The 17,652-nt window shown below is 71.2% G+C and carries 13 protein-coding genes; 7 read left to right on the forward strand and 6 right to left on the reverse strand.

Annotated features, from left to right (window positions below):
• Positions 1-68 precede the first annotated feature (68 nt).
• The 5 genes from HHX30_RS04160 to HHX30_RS04180 all read left to right on the forward strand — a co-directional run bounded on the left by HHX30_RS04160 (position 69) and on the right by HHX30_RS04180 (position 6,268).
• Positions 69-1,241: an epoxide hydrolase family protein gene (locus HHX30_RS04160; RefSeq protein ID WP_169979445.1), complete on the forward strand. Its 1,173-nt coding sequence runs from the start codon at positions 69-71 to the stop codon at positions 1,239-1,241.
• Positions 1,242-1,459: 218 nt separating this feature from the next.
• The gene (locus HHX30_RS04165) at positions 1,460-2,863 is read left to right on the forward strand and encodes an NAD(P)/FAD-dependent oxidoreductase (RefSeq protein ID WP_169979447.1); all 1,404 of its coding nucleotides are present in this window, start codon (positions 1,460-1,462) and stop codon (positions 2,861-2,863) included.
• 82 nt (positions 2,864-2,945) lie between these two features.
• Complete coding sequence (locus HHX30_RS04170) at positions 2,946-4,265, forward strand: acyltransferase (protein WP_169979449.1); 1,320 nt, start codon at positions 2,946-2,948, stop codon at positions 4,263-4,265.
• 235 nt (positions 4,266-4,500) lie between these two features.
• Positions 4,501-5,064, forward strand: a complete 564-nt coding sequence (locus HHX30_RS04175; RefSeq protein ID WP_169979450.1) for a dihydrofolate reductase family protein — start codon at positions 4,501-4,503, stop codon at positions 5,062-5,064.
• 187 nt (positions 5,065-5,251) lie between these two features.
• Positions 5,252-6,268 (forward strand): NAD-dependent epimerase/dehydratase family protein, encoded by a 1,017-nt coding sequence (locus tag HHX30_RS04180; protein ID WP_311922069.1) that lies wholly within the window; start codon positions 5,252-5,254, stop codon positions 6,266-6,268.
• Positions 6,269-6,457: 189 nt separating this feature from the next.
• On the opposite strand, the gene HHX30_RS04185 is transcribed toward HHX30_RS04180, so the two are convergent.
• From HHX30_RS04185 to HHX30_RS04205, 5 genes are all read right to left on the reverse strand, one after another.
• Positions 6,458-7,699, reverse strand: a complete 1,242-nt coding sequence (locus HHX30_RS04185; RefSeq protein WP_169979452.1) for a cytochrome P450 — start codon at positions 7,697-7,699, stop codon at positions 6,458-6,460.
• A gap of 44 nt (positions 7,700-7,743) precedes the next feature.
• The gene (locus HHX30_RS04190; protein WP_169979454.1) at positions 7,744-8,943 is read right to left on the reverse strand and encodes an acyltransferase; all 1,200 of its coding nucleotides are present in this window, start codon (positions 8,941-8,943) and stop codon (positions 7,744-7,746) included.
• Positions 8,944-9,088: 145 nt separating this feature from the next.
• The gene (locus tag HHX30_RS04195; protein ID WP_169979456.1) at positions 9,089-10,309 is read right to left on the reverse strand and encodes a class I SAM-dependent methyltransferase; all 1,221 of its coding nucleotides are present in this window, start codon (positions 10,307-10,309) and stop codon (positions 9,089-9,091) included.
• Between the two features lie 74 nt (positions 10,310-10,383).
• Positions 10,384-11,514 (reverse strand): DegT/DnrJ/EryC1/StrS aminotransferase family protein, encoded by a 1,131-nt coding sequence (locus HHX30_RS04200; protein WP_169979458.1) that lies wholly within the window; start codon positions 11,512-11,514, stop codon positions 10,384-10,386.
• A 16-nt stretch (positions 11,515-11,530) separates the two neighbouring features.
• Complete coding sequence (locus HHX30_RS04205) at positions 11,531-12,286, reverse strand: trans-aconitate 2-methyltransferase (RefSeq protein ID WP_211591467.1); 756 nt, start codon at positions 12,284-12,286, stop codon at positions 11,531-11,533.
• A 269-nt stretch (positions 12,287-12,555) separates the two neighbouring features.
• On the opposite strand from HHX30_RS04205, the gene HHX30_RS04210 reads away from it, so the two are divergent.
• Together HHX30_RS04210 and HHX30_RS04215 are read left to right on the forward strand one after the other, a co-directional pair.
• Entirely contained in the window at positions 12,556-13,803 is a 1,248-nt protein-coding gene (locus tag HHX30_RS04210) for an acyl-CoA dehydrogenase family protein (RefSeq protein WP_169979462.1), read from the forward strand.
• Between the two features lie 35 nt (positions 13,804-13,838).
• A complete protein-coding gene (locus tag HHX30_RS04215; protein WP_169979464.1) occupies positions 13,839-15,425 on the forward strand; it encodes a 4-hydroxyphenylacetate 3-hydroxylase family protein in 1,587 nt (528 codons plus the stop codon).
• Positions 15,426-15,761: 336 nt separating this feature from the next.
• Here HHX30_RS04215 and cmdF read toward each other — a convergent pair whose 3' ends face one another.
• A complete protein-coding gene (gene cmdF, locus HHX30_RS04220; RefSeq protein ID WP_169979466.1) occupies positions 15,762-17,384 on the reverse strand; it encodes a tyrosine 2,3-aminomutase in 1,623 nt (540 codons plus the stop codon).
• Positions 17,385-17,652 lie beyond the last annotated feature (268 nt).

The raw sequence follows: 17,652 nt of genomic DNA on the forward strand, positions 1-17,652 counted from the left end.
ACGACTCCGCCGGCGCCCGAGATCGCATCGCATCAGGCAGCACAGCTTCTACCGAATCAGGTGCACACATGCGTTCATTCCGTGTCGAAATCCCGCAAGCCGACCTGGACGATCTGCAGCGGCGGCTCGCCGCCACCCGGTGGCCGGACGAGCTGCCGGGCGTCGGCTGGGACCGCGGCGTCCCCCTGGCGTACCTCAAGGAACTCGCCGAGTACTGGCGGACGAGCTACGACTGGCGCGCCGCCGAGCGGCGGCTCAACCAGTACCCCCAGTTCGTGACCGAGATCGACGGCACCGACGTCCACTTCATCCACGTGCGGTCGCCGGAGCCCGGCGCCACTCCCCTGATCCTCACGCACGGGTGGCCCGGCTCGGTCGCCGAGTTCCTCGACGTCATCGGCCCGCTGACCGACCCGGCCGCCCACGGGGGCGACCCGGCCGACGCCTTCCACGTGGTGATCCCGTCCATCCCCGGCTACGGCTTCTCCGGTCCCACCGGCCAGACCGGCTGGGACGTGACCAGGGTCGCGCGCGCGTGGGCGGAGCTCATGAACCGCCTCGGGTACGACCGGTACATCGCGCAGGGCGGCGACTGGGGCAAGGTGATCTCGCTGCAGCTCGGCCTCGTCGACCCCGAGCACGTGGCCGGCGTGCACATCAACATGCTGGTGACGTTCCCGCCCGGCGACCCCTCCACGATGGACCTGGACGCGGACGAGCTGGCCCGGCTGCAGCACGGCGGCCACTTCCAGCAGGACGGGGTCGGCTGGCAGAAGATCCAGTCCACGCGACCGCAGACCCTCGCCTACGCGCTCACCGACTCCCCGGTCGGCCAGCTCGCCTGGATCGTCGAGAAGTTCAAGGAGTGGACCGGCTCCGAGAACGCCCCCGAGGAAGCGGTGGACCGCGACGACCTGCTGACCAACGTGTCCATCTACTGGTTCACCGCCACCGCGGGCTCGTCCGCGCAGCTCTACTACGAGTCCAGCTACGGCGACGCGGCCTTCGCACGGACGTGGGGCGGGCCGTGGCCGCTCACCGTGCCCGTCGCGGTCGCGGTCTTCCCCAAGGACGCGACCCGGCCGATCCGCCGCTTCGCCGAGCAGGCGCTGCCGACGATCACGCGCTGGACGGAGTTCGACCGCGGCGGGCACTTCGCCGCGATGGAGCAGCCCGGTCTGCTGGTCGGCGACGTGCGGGCCTTCGCGCGCTCGCTGCGGCCGGCGCCGGTGAACGCCTGACGCCGTAACCGAACCGGACGCCCCGGCCGGGCGGACGGGACCGGAGCCGGTCCCGGCCGCCCGGCCCTTCGGCATGCCCGTGAACAGCCAGTCGACCGCCGGAGCACCGGAGCACTGCGGAAGATGCGCCGCTTCCCGAGGGCGTCTGACGATGACGGGGTGCGAAACGGCGGATCGCCGCACTTTCTGCGCGATCCGGTACACAGGGAGGTAACCCGATGAGCAGTCTCGTGGGAAACCGCGCGGTGGTGCTCGGCGGCAGCATGGCGGGCCTGCTCGCGGCGCGGGTGCTCGCGGACGGCTACGCCGAGGTGGTGGTGGTCGACCGGGACCGGCTGAGCGGCGTGACGACCGCGCGCCGCGGCGTCCCCCAGGGCCGGCACGTGCACGGGCTGCTCGCCCGCGGCCAGCAGATCCTGGAGGAGCTGTTCCCCGGGTTCACCGAGGGGGCGGTGGCCGCCGGCGTGCCCACCGGCGACCTGGGCGAGCTGCGCTGGTACTTCAACGGGGCCCGGCTGGAGCCGGCCCGCACCGGGCTGATCTGCGTCTCCGCCGCCCGTCCCGTGCTGGAGAGCCACGTACGCGCCCGGGTGGCCGCGCTCCCCAACGTCACGTTCCTGGAAGAGCACGACATCGCCGGGCTGGTCGCCACGCCCGACGGCGGCCGGGTGACCGGGGCGCGCGTGCGCCCCCAGGCCGGGGACGGCGACGAGGTCACCATCGAGGCCGACCTCGTGGTGGACACGACCGGCCGGGGGTCGCGGACCCCGGTGTGGCTGGAGGAGTTCGGCTACGAGCGGCCGGCCGAGGAGAAGGTCAAGATCAACCTGACCTACACCACCCGGCACTTCCGGCTGCCCGACGAGAGCATCCTCCACGGCGACCTGTCCATCAACCCCGTCTCCTCGCCCTCGCACCCGCGCGGCGCCTTCTTCTCCAGGATCGAGGGCGGCCGGTGCGTGGTGTCCCTCACCGGCGTGCTGGGCGACAGCGCCCCCGCGACCCCCGAGGGCTTCATGGACTTCGTCCGGTCCCTGCCTGTCCCGGACATCTACGACGTCATCAAGGACGCCGAGCCGCTGGACGACCCGGTCTCCTTCCGCTACCCGGCCAGCGTCCGCCGGCACTACGAGCGGCTCACCCGCTTCCCCGACGGCCTGCTCGTCATGGGCGACGCCGCCTGCAGCTTCAACCCCGTGTACGGCCAGGGCATGACCGTGGCCGCCCTGGAGGCGCTCACCCTGCGCACGCACCTGCGCAAGGGGACCGAGCCCAGGCCGCTCGACTTCCTCCGCGACATCGCCGCCGTCATCGACGTGCCCTGGAACATCTCGGCCGGCGGTGACCTGAGCTTCCCCCAGGTCGAGGGCGAGCGCCCGCTCATGGTCCGGGTGATGAACTCCTACATGGCCAGGCTGCAGAACGCCATGTCCAGGGACGGCGTCGTCACCAGGACGTTCATGCGCGTGGCGGGGCTCGTCGACCCCCCGCAGGCGCTGATGAGCCCCGGCATGATCCTGCGGGTCCTGCTGAAGGGCGGCCGTCCGCAGGCGAGCGCGCCGTGGCGGGCGGAAAGCCGCACCGAATCCAGCATTCCAAAAGATGTGCGCATTTCCGGCTGAACCTGATGATAACGACGCAAGGGGGGTCGATTGGCGTCGCCAAACGATTGCGAACGGATTCACTCCTGATAGGAGCAGGAAAATGGTGGCCACATCCAGCGCGCACGGCGCGAGAGCCGACAGCGGTGAACGAATTCCGCGACTAGAGGGCGTGCGCGGCGTCCTCGCATTGGGAGTGCTCGTCTTCCACGCCGCGTGGCTGGCGGGCGCCACCAGCTTCATGGACCAGCCCGGCAACGGCATCTGGGGATACCTGGCGGACGGCCTCGCGGTCTGCCTGCCGCCCTTCTTCGTGCTGTCGGGCCTGTTCCTCTACCGGCCCTTCGCCCGCGCGGTCCTGGCCGGCACCCGCAGGCCGAACGTGCCGGCGTTCCTCACCCGGCGCGCGTTCCGCATCCTGCCCGCCTACTGGCTGATGCTGGCCGTCGCGCTGCTGTTCATCAACCTCAACGGGATCCACGGCATCCGCGACGTGATCCGGCCGTTCCTGGCGATCCACTTCTTCTGGCAGGAAGGCCAGCCGCTGACCGGCCTGCTGCACACCTGGACCGTCCCGACCGAGCTCACGTTCTACCTGGCCATCCCGCTGCTCGCGCTGGCCTCCAACCGGCTCGCGCGCCGCAGCGCCGACCCGGCCCGGCGGATGCGGCTCATGATGATCACGCCCGCCCTCGTGCTGGCCGGCGGGTTCGCGTGGATCGTCTACACGAACCTGCCCTCGTTCAAGGGCCCGTACGAGTTCTGGTTCTGGCCCTTCTACTACATGACGGCCTTCGCCTGCGGCATGGCGCTGGGCATCCTGCACGCCTACTCCGAGGTGACCGGCCGGGTGCCCGGGCTCTACCGGCTGGCGGCCAGGCGGCCGAACCTGTTCTGGCTCGCCGCGCTGGTCGTCTACCTGGCGTACGCCCCGCAGCCCTTCGGCACCCCGGGCATGGGCGACTGGCCCGCCCTGATCCAGGAGCTGGTCGGCCACACCCTCGTGCTCGTCTTCGGCGTGCTGTTCATCGTGCCGCTGACGCTGCCGGAGGCGAAGTCGCGGTTCATCGACGCGGTGCTGGCCAACCCGGTGATGCGCTACCTCGGGCGCATCTCGTACGGCATCTACCTCTGGCACGTGCTGGTCCAGGAGTTCTACCTGAAGAACGGCAACATCTTCGGGGTGGACCCGCTCGACGCCACCCAGTTCCGGGGCACCGTCGGCTTCTGGGAGACGACGGCCTTCGTGCTCGCGGTGAGCGTGGTCCTGTCCACCGTGAGCTACTACGCCCTGGAGCGCCCGGTGATGAAGCTGTGGAACGTCTGGTTCAGGAAGGACACCAGGGCACGCGTGACGGCCGCGGACCCGGCCCAGCCGGGCGTGCCGGTGGGCGCCGCGTCCACCGGCTCCGACCGCGCCTGACCGCCGCGTCACGGGACGCGCAACCACGACCGCAACGCCGGAGAGCGCCGGACCCCGATGGATCGCCAGCCGCGACCGTCACCGGCCTCTCCGGCATTGCGGTCGAAACACATCTCCACTCCCCCGCGCGGCCGGATCCGGCCACGCGCCACATCCGGCCGGCGCCACCGCTCGACCCCCTCCGCGTGGGAGGGTGCGGGGGCACGGCCGCGAACACGAAGAAGGAGGTCAGCGGATGAGGAAACTCATCGCATCGGTCATGACGTCGCTCGACGGGGCCATCGAACACCCCGAGGTCTGGTCGATGGACTACTGGAGCGACGAGGCGGAGGCCCAGGCCTGCGAGCTGCTGTTCGCGAGCGACGCCCTGCTGCTCGGGCGGGTCACGTACGAGGGCTTCGCCGAGGCGTGGCCCGAGATGACGGACGAGAGCGGGTACGCCGAGCGGATGAACAGCCTGCCCAAGTACGTCGTCTCCTCGACGCTGGAGAAGGCCGACTGGAACAACTCCACCGTCATCGGGTCCGACGTCGCCGGCGAGGTGGCCAAGCTCAAGCAGCAGCCGGGGCAGAACATCCTGACCTTCGGCTGGGGCCGGCTCACCGACTCGCTGCTGAGCCACGGCCTGCTCGACGAGATCAACGTCTGGCTCCACCCCGTTCTGGTGGGCAGCGAGGAGGGGCAGCTCCACCGCAAGGGCGTCGCCTCACCACTGGAGCTCGTGGACAGCAGGACGCTCGCCTCGGGCATCGTCATCCTCAACTACCGGCCCACCGCCCCGAAGGCGCCGGAGGACTAGGAGAACACGGTCGCCCCGCGACGGCCCCCGCGCCGGTCGCGGGCGACCGTCGCGCCATTTCGGATGCGCGCCTGACCAGGCGCGTCGTCGTCTACGGAAGGGATCAGCGGCCGTGGAAAGAGACGCAAGAAGGGTGAATCCGCTGTCACCGCCGCACGGGACGGGCCACCGTCCCTCCCGTGTGGTGGTGACAGGCGGCTCCGGCTTCATCGGCAGCCACCTGGTGGACCGCCTCATCGCCCGGGGGGACGAGGTGACCGTCTTCGACAGCGGCCCGCTGCCGGAGCACCAGCGGCTCGCCCGTGAGCACGCCCGGCTCGTGCAGGGCGACGTACGGGATCCGGACCGGCTCGCGAGGGCGATCACCGCCGGGGTGGACGTGGTCTACCACCTGGCCGCGGTGGTCGGCGTGGACCAGTACCTGGCCCGGCCCCTCGACGTCATCGACATCAACTTCCAGGGCACCCGCAACGTGCTGGAGCAGGCCGTCCGCGCCGGCGCCCGGGTCGTCGTGGCCAGCACGAGCGAGGTGTTCGGCAAGAACCCCGCGGTGCCGTGGACGGAGGAGGCCGACCGCGTGCTCGGCTCCACCTCCGCCGACCGCTGGACCTACTCCACGGCGAAGGCGCTGACCGAGCACCTGACCTTCGCCTTCGCCCGCCAGCACGGCCTGCCGGCGACGGTCGTCCGCTACTTCAACGCCTACGGCCCGCGCCAGCGCCCCGCGTTCGTGCTGAGCCGCGGCATCCACCGCGCGCTGAACGGCCGGCCCATCGTGATGTACGACCGGGGCGGGCAGACCAGATGCTTCACCTACGTGGACGACGCCGTCGACGGCACGCTGCTGGCCGCGGGTCACCCGGCCGCCGTCGGCGAGTCGTTCAACCTGGGCAGCATGGTCGAGACGACGGTCCGCGAGGCCGGCGCGCTGGTCGCCAGGCTGACCGGGGCCGACGCGGCGCAGGAACCGGTCGACACCGTGGACACCCGCCGCGCCCTCGGCTCGGCCTACGAGGACGTCCCCCGGCGCATCCCCGACAGCACGAAGGCGCGCCGCGTGCTCGGCTGGCGGTGCGCCACCTCGCTGGAGGAGGGCGTCGCCCGGACCATCGCCTGGGCCCGCGCCAACCCCTGGTGGCTGGCCCTGCCCGACACCGGCGCGGTCGGCGTGCGCGAGCCCGCCGTGCTGGACAGCGCCGCGTGACAGGAGGCCACGTCGGCCGACGAACAGGAGGGCCGGGCGCCGCCCGGCCCTCCTGCCGTGTGTGACCCGGATGCCCGCGTGTGACCGGATGCCGTGTGACCGGATGCCCGGGCGACGGCAGAGCCCCCCGCACCGGATGGTTCATCCGGTGCGGGGGGCTCTGTGGCCGGGCCGCGAAGGCCGCCGCGCTCAGCGGACGCCGGCGGGCACCGGGGCGGTCAGCCGCACCGGCAGGGCCCGGTGGCCGTTCATGATGAACGTCGGCAGCGGCTGCAGGTCGTCCTTCGAGACGGCGAGGGTCAGCTCGGGAAAGCGCTCGAAGAGGCTGGACAGGCCGATGGTCGCGACCGCCCGGGCGATGCTCGCACCCAGGCAGTAGTGCGGCCCGTGGCCGAACGACAGGTGCTCCTTGTCCGGCCGGGTGATGTCGAAGCGGCCGGCGTCGTCGCCGTGCAGGGCCGGGTCGCGCCCCACCGCGCTGTAGTTGACGAGGATCGGGTCGCCCTTCGGGATGGTGACCCCGTCGAGGTGGATGTCGGTGACGGCGTACCGCAGCGGCAGGTGCACCAGCGGCGACTCCACCCGCAGCGTCTCGTCGATCACGTCGTCCCAGCTCGCGCGGCCCGAGGTGACCAGTTCGAGCTGCTCGGGGTGGGACAGCAGGGCCGTGATGGCGTTGTCGAAGAAGTTGATCGTGGTCTCCGAGCCCGCGCCGAGGATCGCGAAGATGGTGTCGGCCAGCTCCTGCTCGGAAAGGCGCGAGCCGTCCTCGTCGCGCGCGGCCACCAGGTCGCTGGTGATGTCCTCGCCGGGGTTGCGGCGCTTCTCCGCGATGAGCTCCTCCATCGCGCCCCGCCAGCCGCGCAGGATGGCCTGGGCCTGCTCGGGGGTGACGGTGGTGTCCACCATCATGTCGATGACCTTGGCGGTCTCGACCCGGGCGGCCTCGGACATCCCGATCAGGTCGGCGACCAGCATCGCCGGCAGCGGGTAGGCGAAACGCTGCCGGAGGTCGACCACCTCGCCCGGCGGGGTGGCCGCCAGCCCGTCGAGGAGCATGGTGGTCAGCTCGACGATCCGCGGCTTGATCGCCTCGGTCCGGCGCGGCGTGAAGGCCTTGCCGACCAGCCGGCGCAGCCGGACGTGGTCCTTGCCGTACGCCGTGACCATGTTGTCCATGGCGATCCAGCTGATCATCTCCCAGTCCGGGGGGATCTCGCCGTTGATGAACGCGGGCCAGTGGTTCCTGGCGCTCTTGGTGACGTTCGGGTCGGTCAGCAACTGACGGATCGCGGCATGGGTGTTGACCGACCACGCGACCACCCCGCCGGGAAGCTCAACCCGGGTCGCGTGACCCTGTGCGCGCAGGCGGTCGGTCTCCGCGTGGATGTCCCGGCCGGTGGTGTCGAGGACTGGGCAGCGTCTTTCCACGGATGTCTCCAGGGTTTGCTTCGGTGCGTTGGACGAGGAATCGCTCAGTCGGACGAGCCGGCGGAGGCCGCCGACAGGCGCGGCCCCTCGGTCCCGGTCCTGCGGGACCGGCTCCACCGCCGCATGGCGGGCTGCTCGACGAACCGGTAGAGCAGCCATCCCGCGAGCACGTTCACGCCGATCAGCGCGAGGACGAGCAGGGTGCCGCCCACGACGCCGTACTCGGCGCGGCCCAGCACGGCGGGACGCAGCCAGAAGAGCACCACGGCCTGGGTCATGTAGAAGCCGAACGACACGTTGCCCAGCCACACCATCGGCCTGCTGCCCATCACGGTGCGCCGGCCGTTCAGGTTGGCCGCGGCGAACGTGCCGATCGCCAGGCCGAACGGGACCGCCGTCACCAGGACGAGGCTGTACGGCGAGGGCACCCACAGCGTGGCGGCGTACGCGACCGCGAGCAGGACGGCCACAGGGGTGATGCCGATCCGGGGCCACCGGCCGCTGATCACGATCCGGGCGAGGACCATGCCGAGCACGAACTCGAACAGGCGGGCCGGGGGGAACATGTAGACGAACCAGAACTGCGGCAGCGACAGCGGGTCACCCGGGTAGCGCGGCTCGTCGGGGAGCAGCGTGAACGTGACGAGGCAGACCGCGGCCATGCCGATGACGGTGACGCCGGCCCACGCCCACAGGCGGCTCTCCCTGATCTTCCCGATCGGGATCATCAGCAGCGGGAACAGCAGGTAGAACAGCATCTCCGAGCTGAGCGACCACGCCGGCATGTTGGCCCCGCCCCAGTAGTTGGAGTCGGGCGAGAAGGAGTTGACGAGCAGGAGGTTCGGCAGCCCCCACATCGGCGTGTAGGCGGCGGCGAACAGGAGCATCGCGAGCGCCCAGGTCACCACGTGGTTGGGCAGGATCTTCACCGAGCGGCGCCGCAGGTAGGCGCGGACCGAGTCGCCGGGCCGGTAGGACCAGGTGATCACGAAGCCGCTCAGGATGAAGAAGAACGACACCCCGATGGAGCCACCCGGGGAGAAGAACCACATCAGGTTCTGGGTGATGGCGTCGTCCTGGTACGGCGTCGCCGGATCGAGGTCGCCCGCGGTCATCGGGTAGATGACGTGGCTCATGAAGACCAGCAGCGCGGCGATGATCCGCATGCCGGTCAGTGCTGGCAGATCGGGGCGGCGCTCCTCCTGGAGGGCGCCGCGGTGAACGGACGACGTCGCCACGGACACGGTGGGTCTTCCTTTCCACTCGGACTGCCCCTGCCGGCGAACTGGAAAACGCTGGGCAATCTCGGGATGACGCTTTCCGGCGACTCCATCATTCGCATCCGCGGCGCGCCGCCGCATCTCCGCCCGTGCTTATTCCGAATAGCACTCAGACGACGTGGACGTCGGGCACGTAGAGAATCCACCGTCCGCCGCGCTCGGCGAATTCCCGCTCCTTGCGCATGATTTCCCCGGCGTGGTTCCAGGCGAACAGGATCGCGTAGTCCGGCGGGTTCGCCGCGAAAACCTCGGGCGACACGACGGGAATGTGCGAGCCGGCCACCACGCGGCCCTGCTTCGACGGCGTGGAGTCGCAGACGAACGGCACCGTATCGGTTCCGATCCCGCAGTAGTTGGTCACCGTGGTGATCTTGGCAGGGGCGCCGTACCCGGCGATCGTCTTCCCCTCCGCGCGCAGGCTCCGCAGCAGCGCGGTGAGGTCGTCGCGGACGCGCGCGGCCCGCCGGGCGAACTCCTCCAGCGTGGCGTGCTCGCCGAGCCGCTGGGCGGCCTCCCGGGCGAGCCACTCGCCGACCGCGGGGCGGACCTCGCGCGCGCCCGGCTGGCTCAGCGTGTAGCGCATCGAGCCGCCGTGCAGCTCGACGTGCTCGGCGTCCACGAGCTCGAGCCCGTAGCGCTCGGCCGCGGCCTTGATCGCGCGCACCGAGAACACGAAGGAGTGCTCGTCGTAGAGGATGTCGAACGCCGTCTGCTCGACGACGCTGCCCAGGTAGGGCTCCTCGAAGACGAACACGCCACGCGGGCCGAGCAGCAGCTTGACGCCCTTGAGCACCGAGGCGAGGTGCGCGATGTGCGCGATCACGTTGGCGCCGAAGATGACGTCGGCCGGGCCGTGCTCGGCGCGGATCGGCCCCGCCGCCGACTCGTCGAAGAACCGGGACAGGACCCGGACCCCGCGGGCCCGGGACATCTCGGCCACCTGCCGCGAGGGCTCGATGCCGAGGTGCCGCACCCCGGCCCTGGCGATCCGGGCGAGCATGACGCCGTCGTTGCTGCCGATCTCCACGATGAACGGGTCGGGGCCGGTCAGCTCCGTCTCCAGGAACCGCTCGGCGATTCCCTCGAAGTGCCGGCTGTGCACCACGGAATTCGAGGCGTGGTACGGATATTCGTCGTGATATCTGACCTCCTGCGGGATGTCCGCCATGAGCTGGACCATCGTGCACGAGTCACACATTCCGACGATGAGCGGGAAGAAGAACTCGTCCGCGATATCCCCGGGCTTGGGGAACGCGTTTCCACGGGGGTGCGACCCCAGGTCGACCGAGGCCTTGACCGGGCCGCCGCAAATCCGGCAGGAAATATCCATGACTGGACGTTAACACCGCTGTCCGCGGCATTTCTTATCGGCGGTTGCGGTGCGTTCCGCCAATGGCGTGGCGATCACCAGCCGGACCTCACCGTCGCCACGATGTGCTCGCGCTCCTCGTCCGACAGCCACCAGCCGACGGGGATGTTGACCACCCGCTCGTGCACCGCGTCGAGGCCGGGCAGGGCCGTACGCGCCGCGGTCACGCAGCCGTGCGCGTCGTTGCGCCGGCACACCACGCTCACGGTGATCCCGGCGGCGGTCATCTTCCGCATGAAGGCGGCCCGGTCCTCGACCTTGACCGGGTACAGCCAGAAAGACGACTCCAGCCCCGGCGTGCGCGCCGTCGGCTCCAGGCCGGGCACGCCCGCGAGCTCGCGGTCGTAGAAGGCCGCGTTGCGCCGGTGCCGCTCGACCCGGGCGTCCACGTCCGCGAGGTTCGCCAGGCCGATCGCCGCGCCGATCTCGTTCAGGTAGAAGTTGTAGCCCCACTCGGGCACGTCGTAGTCGGCGTTCACCCGGTCGGCGTCGCGGTCGATGCCGAAGAAGCGCAGGCGCCGGGCGCGCTCCAGCGACGGCTCGTCGGGCAGGACGAGCATGCCCCCGGTGCCGCAGCTCAGGTGCTTGGTCGCGTGGAAGCTGTAGGCGCAGTGGTTGCCGTGGTTGCCCAGCGGCCGTCCGTGGCAGACGGCCCCCCACGCCTGGGCACAGTCCTCGATCACCGCGGGGCGGACGCCGTACGCCGCCTCGGCGTCGTCCAGGATGCGCCGCAGCCGGTCGAGGTCCACCGGGCAGCCGCCCCAGTGCACCACCATGACGGCCCGGGTGGCCGGCGAGATCTTATTGGCCAGGTCGTCGAGGTCCATGTTGAGCGTGGCCGGGTCCACGTCCACCCAGGTGATCCGCAGCCCGTTGGCGAGGATGCTCCAGTTGGTGGCCTCGAAGGTGAACGGCGTGGTCAGCACCTCGCCCGGCGGCCCGTCCCACTCCGGCCCGCCCGCCGGTCGCAGCGCCAGATGGAGCGCGAGGTGGAGCGCGGACGTGCCGTTGTTCAGCGCGACCAGGCGAGGGTGGCCGACGCGCTCCGCGAGGGCACGCTCGAACTCCTCCACCCGCGGCCCATGGCCGAACCGGCCGCTGTGCACCACATCGGCGACCAGTTCGGCGGCGCCGGGCGCGACCGCGGACCGGAACAGGGGGATCACCGCCCGCCCCTCCCCCTCACCGGCGCACGCCGAGGAACAGCGAGCGCCCGGCGAGCATGTCGCCCGTCTCCTCCAGGCAGGTCACGTCGAGGCCGGCCCGCCGGAACGCGTCGGCGTACTCCTCCCGGGAGAACAGGCTCATGACCTGGACGTGCTCGAAGTGGCGCACCCCGTCGCCGTCGCCGACGAGGTAGTGGGCCCGCACCTCGACGGTGTCGCCGGCGCGCACGGACCGCGCGACCCGCGCCACCACCCGGTGCTCGTCGCGGACGACGTCGTGCCCGATGTGGCCGTCGGCGAAGCCGTCCCTGAAGTACCACGGCTCGACGATGAGCACACCGCCCGTGGCGACGTGCCTTGCCATGCTGCCGATCGCGGCGTCGAGCTCTTCCGTGCCCGCCATGTAGCCGACCGTGCCGTACAGGCTGCAGACGGCGTCGAAGGACCGGCCGAGGTCGAAGTCGCGGATGTCCCCCGGGTGGACGGCGACGCCGGGCAGCTTGCGCCGGGCCCGCTCCCGCATGGCGTCGGACAGCTCGACGCCCTCGACGTGCTCGAACATCGTCCGCAGCGACCTGAGGTGCTCCCCGGTGCCGCAGGCCACGTCGAGGAGCGTCGCCGCGTGCGGGGCGTGGTCGCGGATCAGACCGGCCACCACGGCGGCCTCCTGCGCGTAGTCCTTGCCGCGCCGCTGGTAGAGGAGGTCGTAGATCTCGCTGACGTCCTCTCCGTAGACGTTGTCGTCCCGCGTTCGGCTGTCGACTGTGGTCACCGCAACTCCCAACCGCCAGGGCGCCCGCCACGCGGACGCCGGGCGCGTCCGGCGTCGCGGGGGCGCCTCGTCCGCTACTTGACCGTCTCCGGGACGGGGAACCGCACTCGGATTCTCTCCGGGGCTCCGGCGCGCTGTCTTATCCCGGAATGCCATGCCCGCACGTCCCGCGATATGGCAGGGCATTTCGGGAGATGCACCGGTCCGGTGGGGGGTGTGACGCTGACCGCGTATCCGTACGCCCACGAGACCGTGAGGAACCGCGCAGCATGGGAGTCATCACCGATCTTCCCGAGCACCGCCTCCCGTCCCCTCCCGAGCCCGGCCTCACGCCCGAGCAGGTGGTCGCGAGGGCCGAGGCCATGGTGCCCCGCCTGGTCGAACGCCAGGCGGAGACCGAGCAGCGCACGTACTACGGCGAGGACGTCCACGAGGAGTTCCGGAAGGCCGGGTTCTACCGGATCCTGGTGCCCCGCCGGTACGGCGGCTACGAGTTCGGCATCGACACGTTCATGCGGGTCGCCATCGCGCTGACCCGGGGCTGTCCCTCGACCGGCTGGATGTTCTGTCTGGGCGCCGCGCACGCGCTCCCTGCCGCCACCGTGTTCCCCCGGGAGGTGCAGGACGAGATCTTCGCCTCCGGCGAGTTCATCTGCCCGGCCACGGTCGTGCCCGGCGGCACGGCGGAGCGCACCGCGGACGGGGACTGGGTGGTCGACGGCACCTGGGGCTACTGCTCCGGCTCGCCGTACGCCACGCACTTCATGGGCCACGCGATGGTCACCCCGGAGGACGGCGGCGAGCCGGAGCCCATGATGTTCATCGCGCCGCGCGACCAGTGGACCCGCCTGGACGACTGGGGTCACGCGCTGGGCCTCAAGGGGAGCGGCTCCCACAGCATCCGCATCACCGGCGGCCGCGTCCCCGACCGCTACACGATCAAGACCCACATGAGCCAGATCGACGTCAGGGAGGGCTCGCCGGGGCGCGCCCTGCACGGCAACCCCGAGTACGGCGGCGGCCAGCTCAGCTTCATGGTCATGGAGGACGCGGTGCTCGCCGTCGGCATGGCCAAGGGCGCGCTCGACGCGTACGAGGACCTGATGCGCACCCGCACCACCCCGTTCCCGCCCATCGTGGTGCGCTCGGAGGACCCGGACTTCCAGCTCAGGTACGGCAAGGCCGCCGGCCTGATCGCCACGGCCGAGGCCGCGACCATGGACGCGATCCGGCAGTGGCGCGAGGCCTGCGCCCAGGGCCCGGCGGCGGTCACCCACGAGCACGAGCTGCGCCTGGCCGCGATCTGCGCCGAGGTGGTGTCGCTGTGCTGGCGCGCGGTCGAGCGCTACCTGTTCCCCACGGCCGGGTCGAGCGCCGTACGGCGGGGCGAGCGGATCGAGCGCGTGTGGCGGGACATGTCGATGTTCGTCACGCACGCCGGCGTCTCGACCTTCCTCGCCACCATCGCCAAGCGCGACCTGGCCCGGGCCCGGTTCGGCGTCGCGGACCACGGGTGAGCCCCGGACGACCGAGAAGGAAGGGACATCTGGCGATGAGAGACCTCCACGACGCGCCGCTCGCGGCGGAGCACGCTCCGCCGCGGAAGACGCGTCCCCTGACCGGCGCCGAGTACGTCGAGAGCCTGCGCGACGACCGCGAGATCTACCTGTACGGCGAGCGGGTCCGGGACGTCACCACGCATCCGGCGTTCCACAACCCCATCCGGATGACGGCGCGGCTGTACGACGCCCTGCACGACCCGGACCGGCGGGACGCCCTCGTCGTGCCGACCGACACCGGCAGCGACGGCTACACCCACAGCTTCTTCACCACCCCGCGCAGCGCCGACGACCTGGTGGCCGACCAGCGGGCGATCGCGGCCTGGGCCCGGATGAGCTACGGGTGGATGGGGCGCAGCCCCGACTACAAGGGCGCGTTCCTCGGCACGCTCGGCGCGAACGCGGAGTTCTACGAGCCCTTCTCCGACAACGCCCGGCGGTGGTACCGCGAGTCGCAGGAGAAGGTCCTGTTCTGGAACCACGCGATCGTGCACCCGCCGGTCGACCGCAACCGGCCGCCGGACGAGGTCGCCGACGTCTTCGTGCACGTCGAGAAGGAGACCGACGCGGGCCTGGTCGTGAGCGGCGCCAAGGTCGTGGCGACCGGCTCGGCGCTGACCCACTACAACTTCATCGCCCACTACGGCCTGCCGATCAAGGACAAGAAGTTCGCCCTGGTCGCGACCGTGCCGATGGGCGCGCCGGGGCTGAAGCTGATCTGCCGTCCGTCCTACTCGGCCATGGCCGCCGTGATGGGCAGCCCGTTCGACTACCCGCTGTCCTCCCGGCTGGACGAGAACGACACGATCCTCGTGCTGGACAAGGTGCTCATCCCCTGGGAGAACGTCTTCATCTACGGGCACCTGGGCAAGGTCCAGCTCTTCACCGGCCGGTCCGGCTTCCCCGAGCGCTTCACCTTCCACGGGTGCACCCGGCTGGCGGTGAAGCTGGAGTTCATCGCCGGCCTGCTGGCCAAGGCGGTGGAGATCACCGGGACCAAGGACTTCCGGGGCGTGCAGAGCCGCATCGGCGAGGTGCTGGCCTGGCGCAACCTGTTCTGGGGCCTGTCGGACGCCGCCGCGCGCAACCCCGTCCCGTGGGTGAACGGCGCCGTCCTGCCCAACCCGGCGTACGGCCTGGCCTACCGGTGGTTCATGCAGATCGGCTACCCCCGGGTCAAGGAGATCGTCGAGCAGGACATCGCCAGCGGCCTCATCTACGTCAACTCCGGCGCCGAGGACTTCCGCAACCCCGACGTCCGGCCGTACCTGGACAAGTACCTGCGCGGCTCGGACGGCATCGACTCGGTCGAGCGGATCAAGGTGATGAAGCTCCTGTGGGACGCCGTCGGCACCGAGTTCGGCGGCCGGCACGAGCTGTACGAGCGCAACTACGCCGGCAACCACGAGAACACGAGGGTGGAGCTGCTGTCGGCGCAGATCGCCAACGGCCAGGTCGACGGCTACAAGGCGTTCGTCGACGAGTGCCTGAGCGAGTACGACCTGGACGGCTGGACGGTTCCCGACCTGTCCTCGTTCGAGGAGCTGCGGCAGGCGAAGAAGAGCCTGTTCGACCTGTGAGCCCCGCCGGGACGGCCACCGCCGCCCCGGCCGCGGCCCCTGCCGAGACCACGACCACCGGCGCGCCGGATCTCCCCCGGGATCCGGCGCGTTCGCCGTTCCCGGCCTCGCGCCACCGGGGCCGGTCCTGCCCCACTCCGCTCGCCGCGCGCCCTCCTCCCCCGCCTCCGCGCCCGTGACGGGCCCATGCCGTGTCCGTACCGCGCCCGTGACGGGCCCATGCCGTGGCCGTACCGCGCCCGTGCCGTGTCCGTGCCCCCGCACGCGGAACGCCCGGGGCGGGAGTCCCGCCCCGGGCGTTCCCCGGCTCTCGGTCCCGCCGTTCCGGCCGGTCGCTCAGCGCAGTTCGAGATCGGCGCGGGCGACCGCGTTGACGAACTCGCCCCGGGACAGCGCGGCGGCGACCAGCTCGATGTCGTCGGCCATGTAACGGTCCCTGTCGAGGGTCGGCACCAGCGAGCGCACCATCTCGTACGCCGCCTTGCCGGCCGGGCTGAGCCCGTCGTACCTGCCCGACAGGTCCACGGCCTGGGCGGCGGAGAGGTACTCCACCGCCAGGATCTTGTGGTTGTTCTCCAGCACCCTGCGGGCGTTGCGCGTGGCGATGAGGCCCATGCTGACGACGTCCTGGTTGTCGCCGTTGGACGGGACGCTCTGGATGCTGGCCGGGCCGATCGTCCGGTTCTCGGCGACCAGCGCGGTGGCGGGGTACTGCGCGCCGGCGAACCCGCTGTTGAGGCCGGGGTCCCCCGCGACCAGGAACTCGGGAAGGCCGTTGCTGAGATGACGGTTGAGCAGCCGGTTGGTGCGGCGTTCGGAGAAGACCCCGAGCTGCGTGAGGGCGATGGTGAGGTAGTCCATCACGAAGGCGACCGGCTGGCCGTGGAAGTTCGCCCCGTGGAAGACCTCCTTGCCCTCGAAGACCAGCGGGTTGTCGTTGGAGGAGTTGAGCTCGATCTCCAGGGTGCCGGACGCGTGGTAGACGGCGTCCCTGACGGCGCCGACGACCTGCGGGATCGCCCGCAGCGTGTACGCCTTCTGCAGGTAGACCTCGGTGCGGTGGACGCCCGCGCCCTCGGCGCCGGGCGACGCCTCCGCGCCGTCCTTGAGCGCCCGCCGCAGGTCGCCGTGCTCCACGGCGAGGCGGCTGCCCCGCAGCAGGGCACGCATGTTGGCGGCGGCGTCGATCTGCCCCCGGTGGGGGCGGGCCACGTCGTGCCCGTCGGCGACGAAGGGGCTGGTGGAGCTCTGCAGGACCTCGCAGATCAGCGCGGTGACGATCTCGGCCTGCCGCACCTGGTCCAGCGCCCTGCTGACGAGCAGGGAGCCGACCCCGGTCATCGCCGAGGTGCCGTTGATCAGGGCGAGCCCCTCCTTGAAGCGCAGCCGCAGCGGCTCGATGCCGAGCTCGCGCAGGATCGGGCCGGTCTCGACCCGGCGGCCGTCGCGCAGGACGTACCCCTCACCGATGACCGTGGACGCGAGGTGCGCCAGCGGGGCGAGGTCGCCGCTGGCGCCCAGCGAGCCGATCTCGGGGATGGCCGGGGTGATCCCCAGGTTCAGGTACAGCGCGAGCCGCTCCAGCAGCTCGGGCCGGACTGCGGAGTAGCCCTTGGCGAGGGCGTTGAGCCGGGCCGCGACGATCGCCCGCGCCTCGTCCTCGGCGAAGGTCGGCCCGACCCCCGCGCTGTGGCTGCGGACCAGGTTGGTCTGCAGCTCCACCTCCTTGGAGGTGTCCACGAGCATGTAGATCATCTCGCCGTACCCGGTGGTCACCCCGTACACCGGGATGCCCTGCCGGACGATGTCCTCGAACTGCCGCCTGTTGGCCGCGGCCTTGGCCAGCGCGGAGGGCGCCACGCCGCACGGCACCTGGTTCTCCGCGACACGCCGTACGGTCGCGATGTCCAGGGTCTCACCGTCGAAATCGACTGACGTCTCGGTCTCGACCAGAGTCATCTCTCACCCCGCCATAGGTTGGGTACGGAAGCGGCCGCTACCGGCACCACGGCGGCGGCTCCGGTCGGGTCGCGGCCGGTGGACCCGTGCAGCGGGAGGCAGCGCGACCGTCACCCCGTCATCGTCACGTCCGGGCTGTGACCCGCGCATCTTCCGGGATGCTCGCCGGATCTTCCCCGGCGGTGCACGCGTTCCCCGGGCGGCGCGCACGCGGACACGGCGAAGCGCCCCGCGGCGTGGCGACACGTCCCGGGGCGCTCGTCGTCCG

Origin of the sequence: Microbispora sp. H10836, from assembly GCF_012999525.1 — a bacterium.
Classification (GTDB): Bacteria; Actinomycetota; Actinomycetes; order Streptosporangiales; family Streptosporangiaceae; genus Microbispora.

Bases quoted from the DNA above. Each gene is read 5' to 3' on its own strand.
- HHX30_RS04160 (WP_169979445.1), top strand. From the start codon at position 69: ATGCGTTCATTCCGTGTCGAAATCCCGCAAGCCGACCTGGACGATCTG.
- HHX30_RS04165 (WP_169979447.1), top strand. From the start codon at position 1,460: ATGAGCAGTCTCGTGGGAAACCGCGCGGTGGTGCTCGGCGGCAGCATG.
- HHX30_RS04170 (WP_169979449.1), top strand. From the start codon at position 2,946: ATGGTGGCCACATCCAGCGCGCACGGCGCGAGAGCCGACAGCGGTGAA.
- HHX30_RS04175 (WP_169979450.1), top strand. From the start codon at position 4,501: ATGAGGAAACTCATCGCATCGGTCATGACGTCGCTCGACGGGGCCATC.
- HHX30_RS04195 (WP_169979456.1), bottom strand. From the start codon at position 10,309: ATGGATATTTCCTGCCGGATTTGCGGCGGCCCGGTCAAGGCCTCGGTC.
- HHX30_RS04210 (WP_169979462.1), top strand. From the start codon at position 12,556: ATGGGAGTCATCACCGATCTTCCCGAGCACCGCCTCCCGTCCCCTCCC.
- HHX30_RS04215 (WP_169979464.1), top strand. From the start codon at position 13,839: ATGAGAGACCTCCACGACGCGCCGCTCGCGGCGGAGCACGCTCCGCCG.
- cmdF (WP_169979466.1), bottom strand. From the start codon at position 17,384: ATGACTCTGGTCGAGACCGAGACGTCAGTCGATTTCGACGGTGAGACC.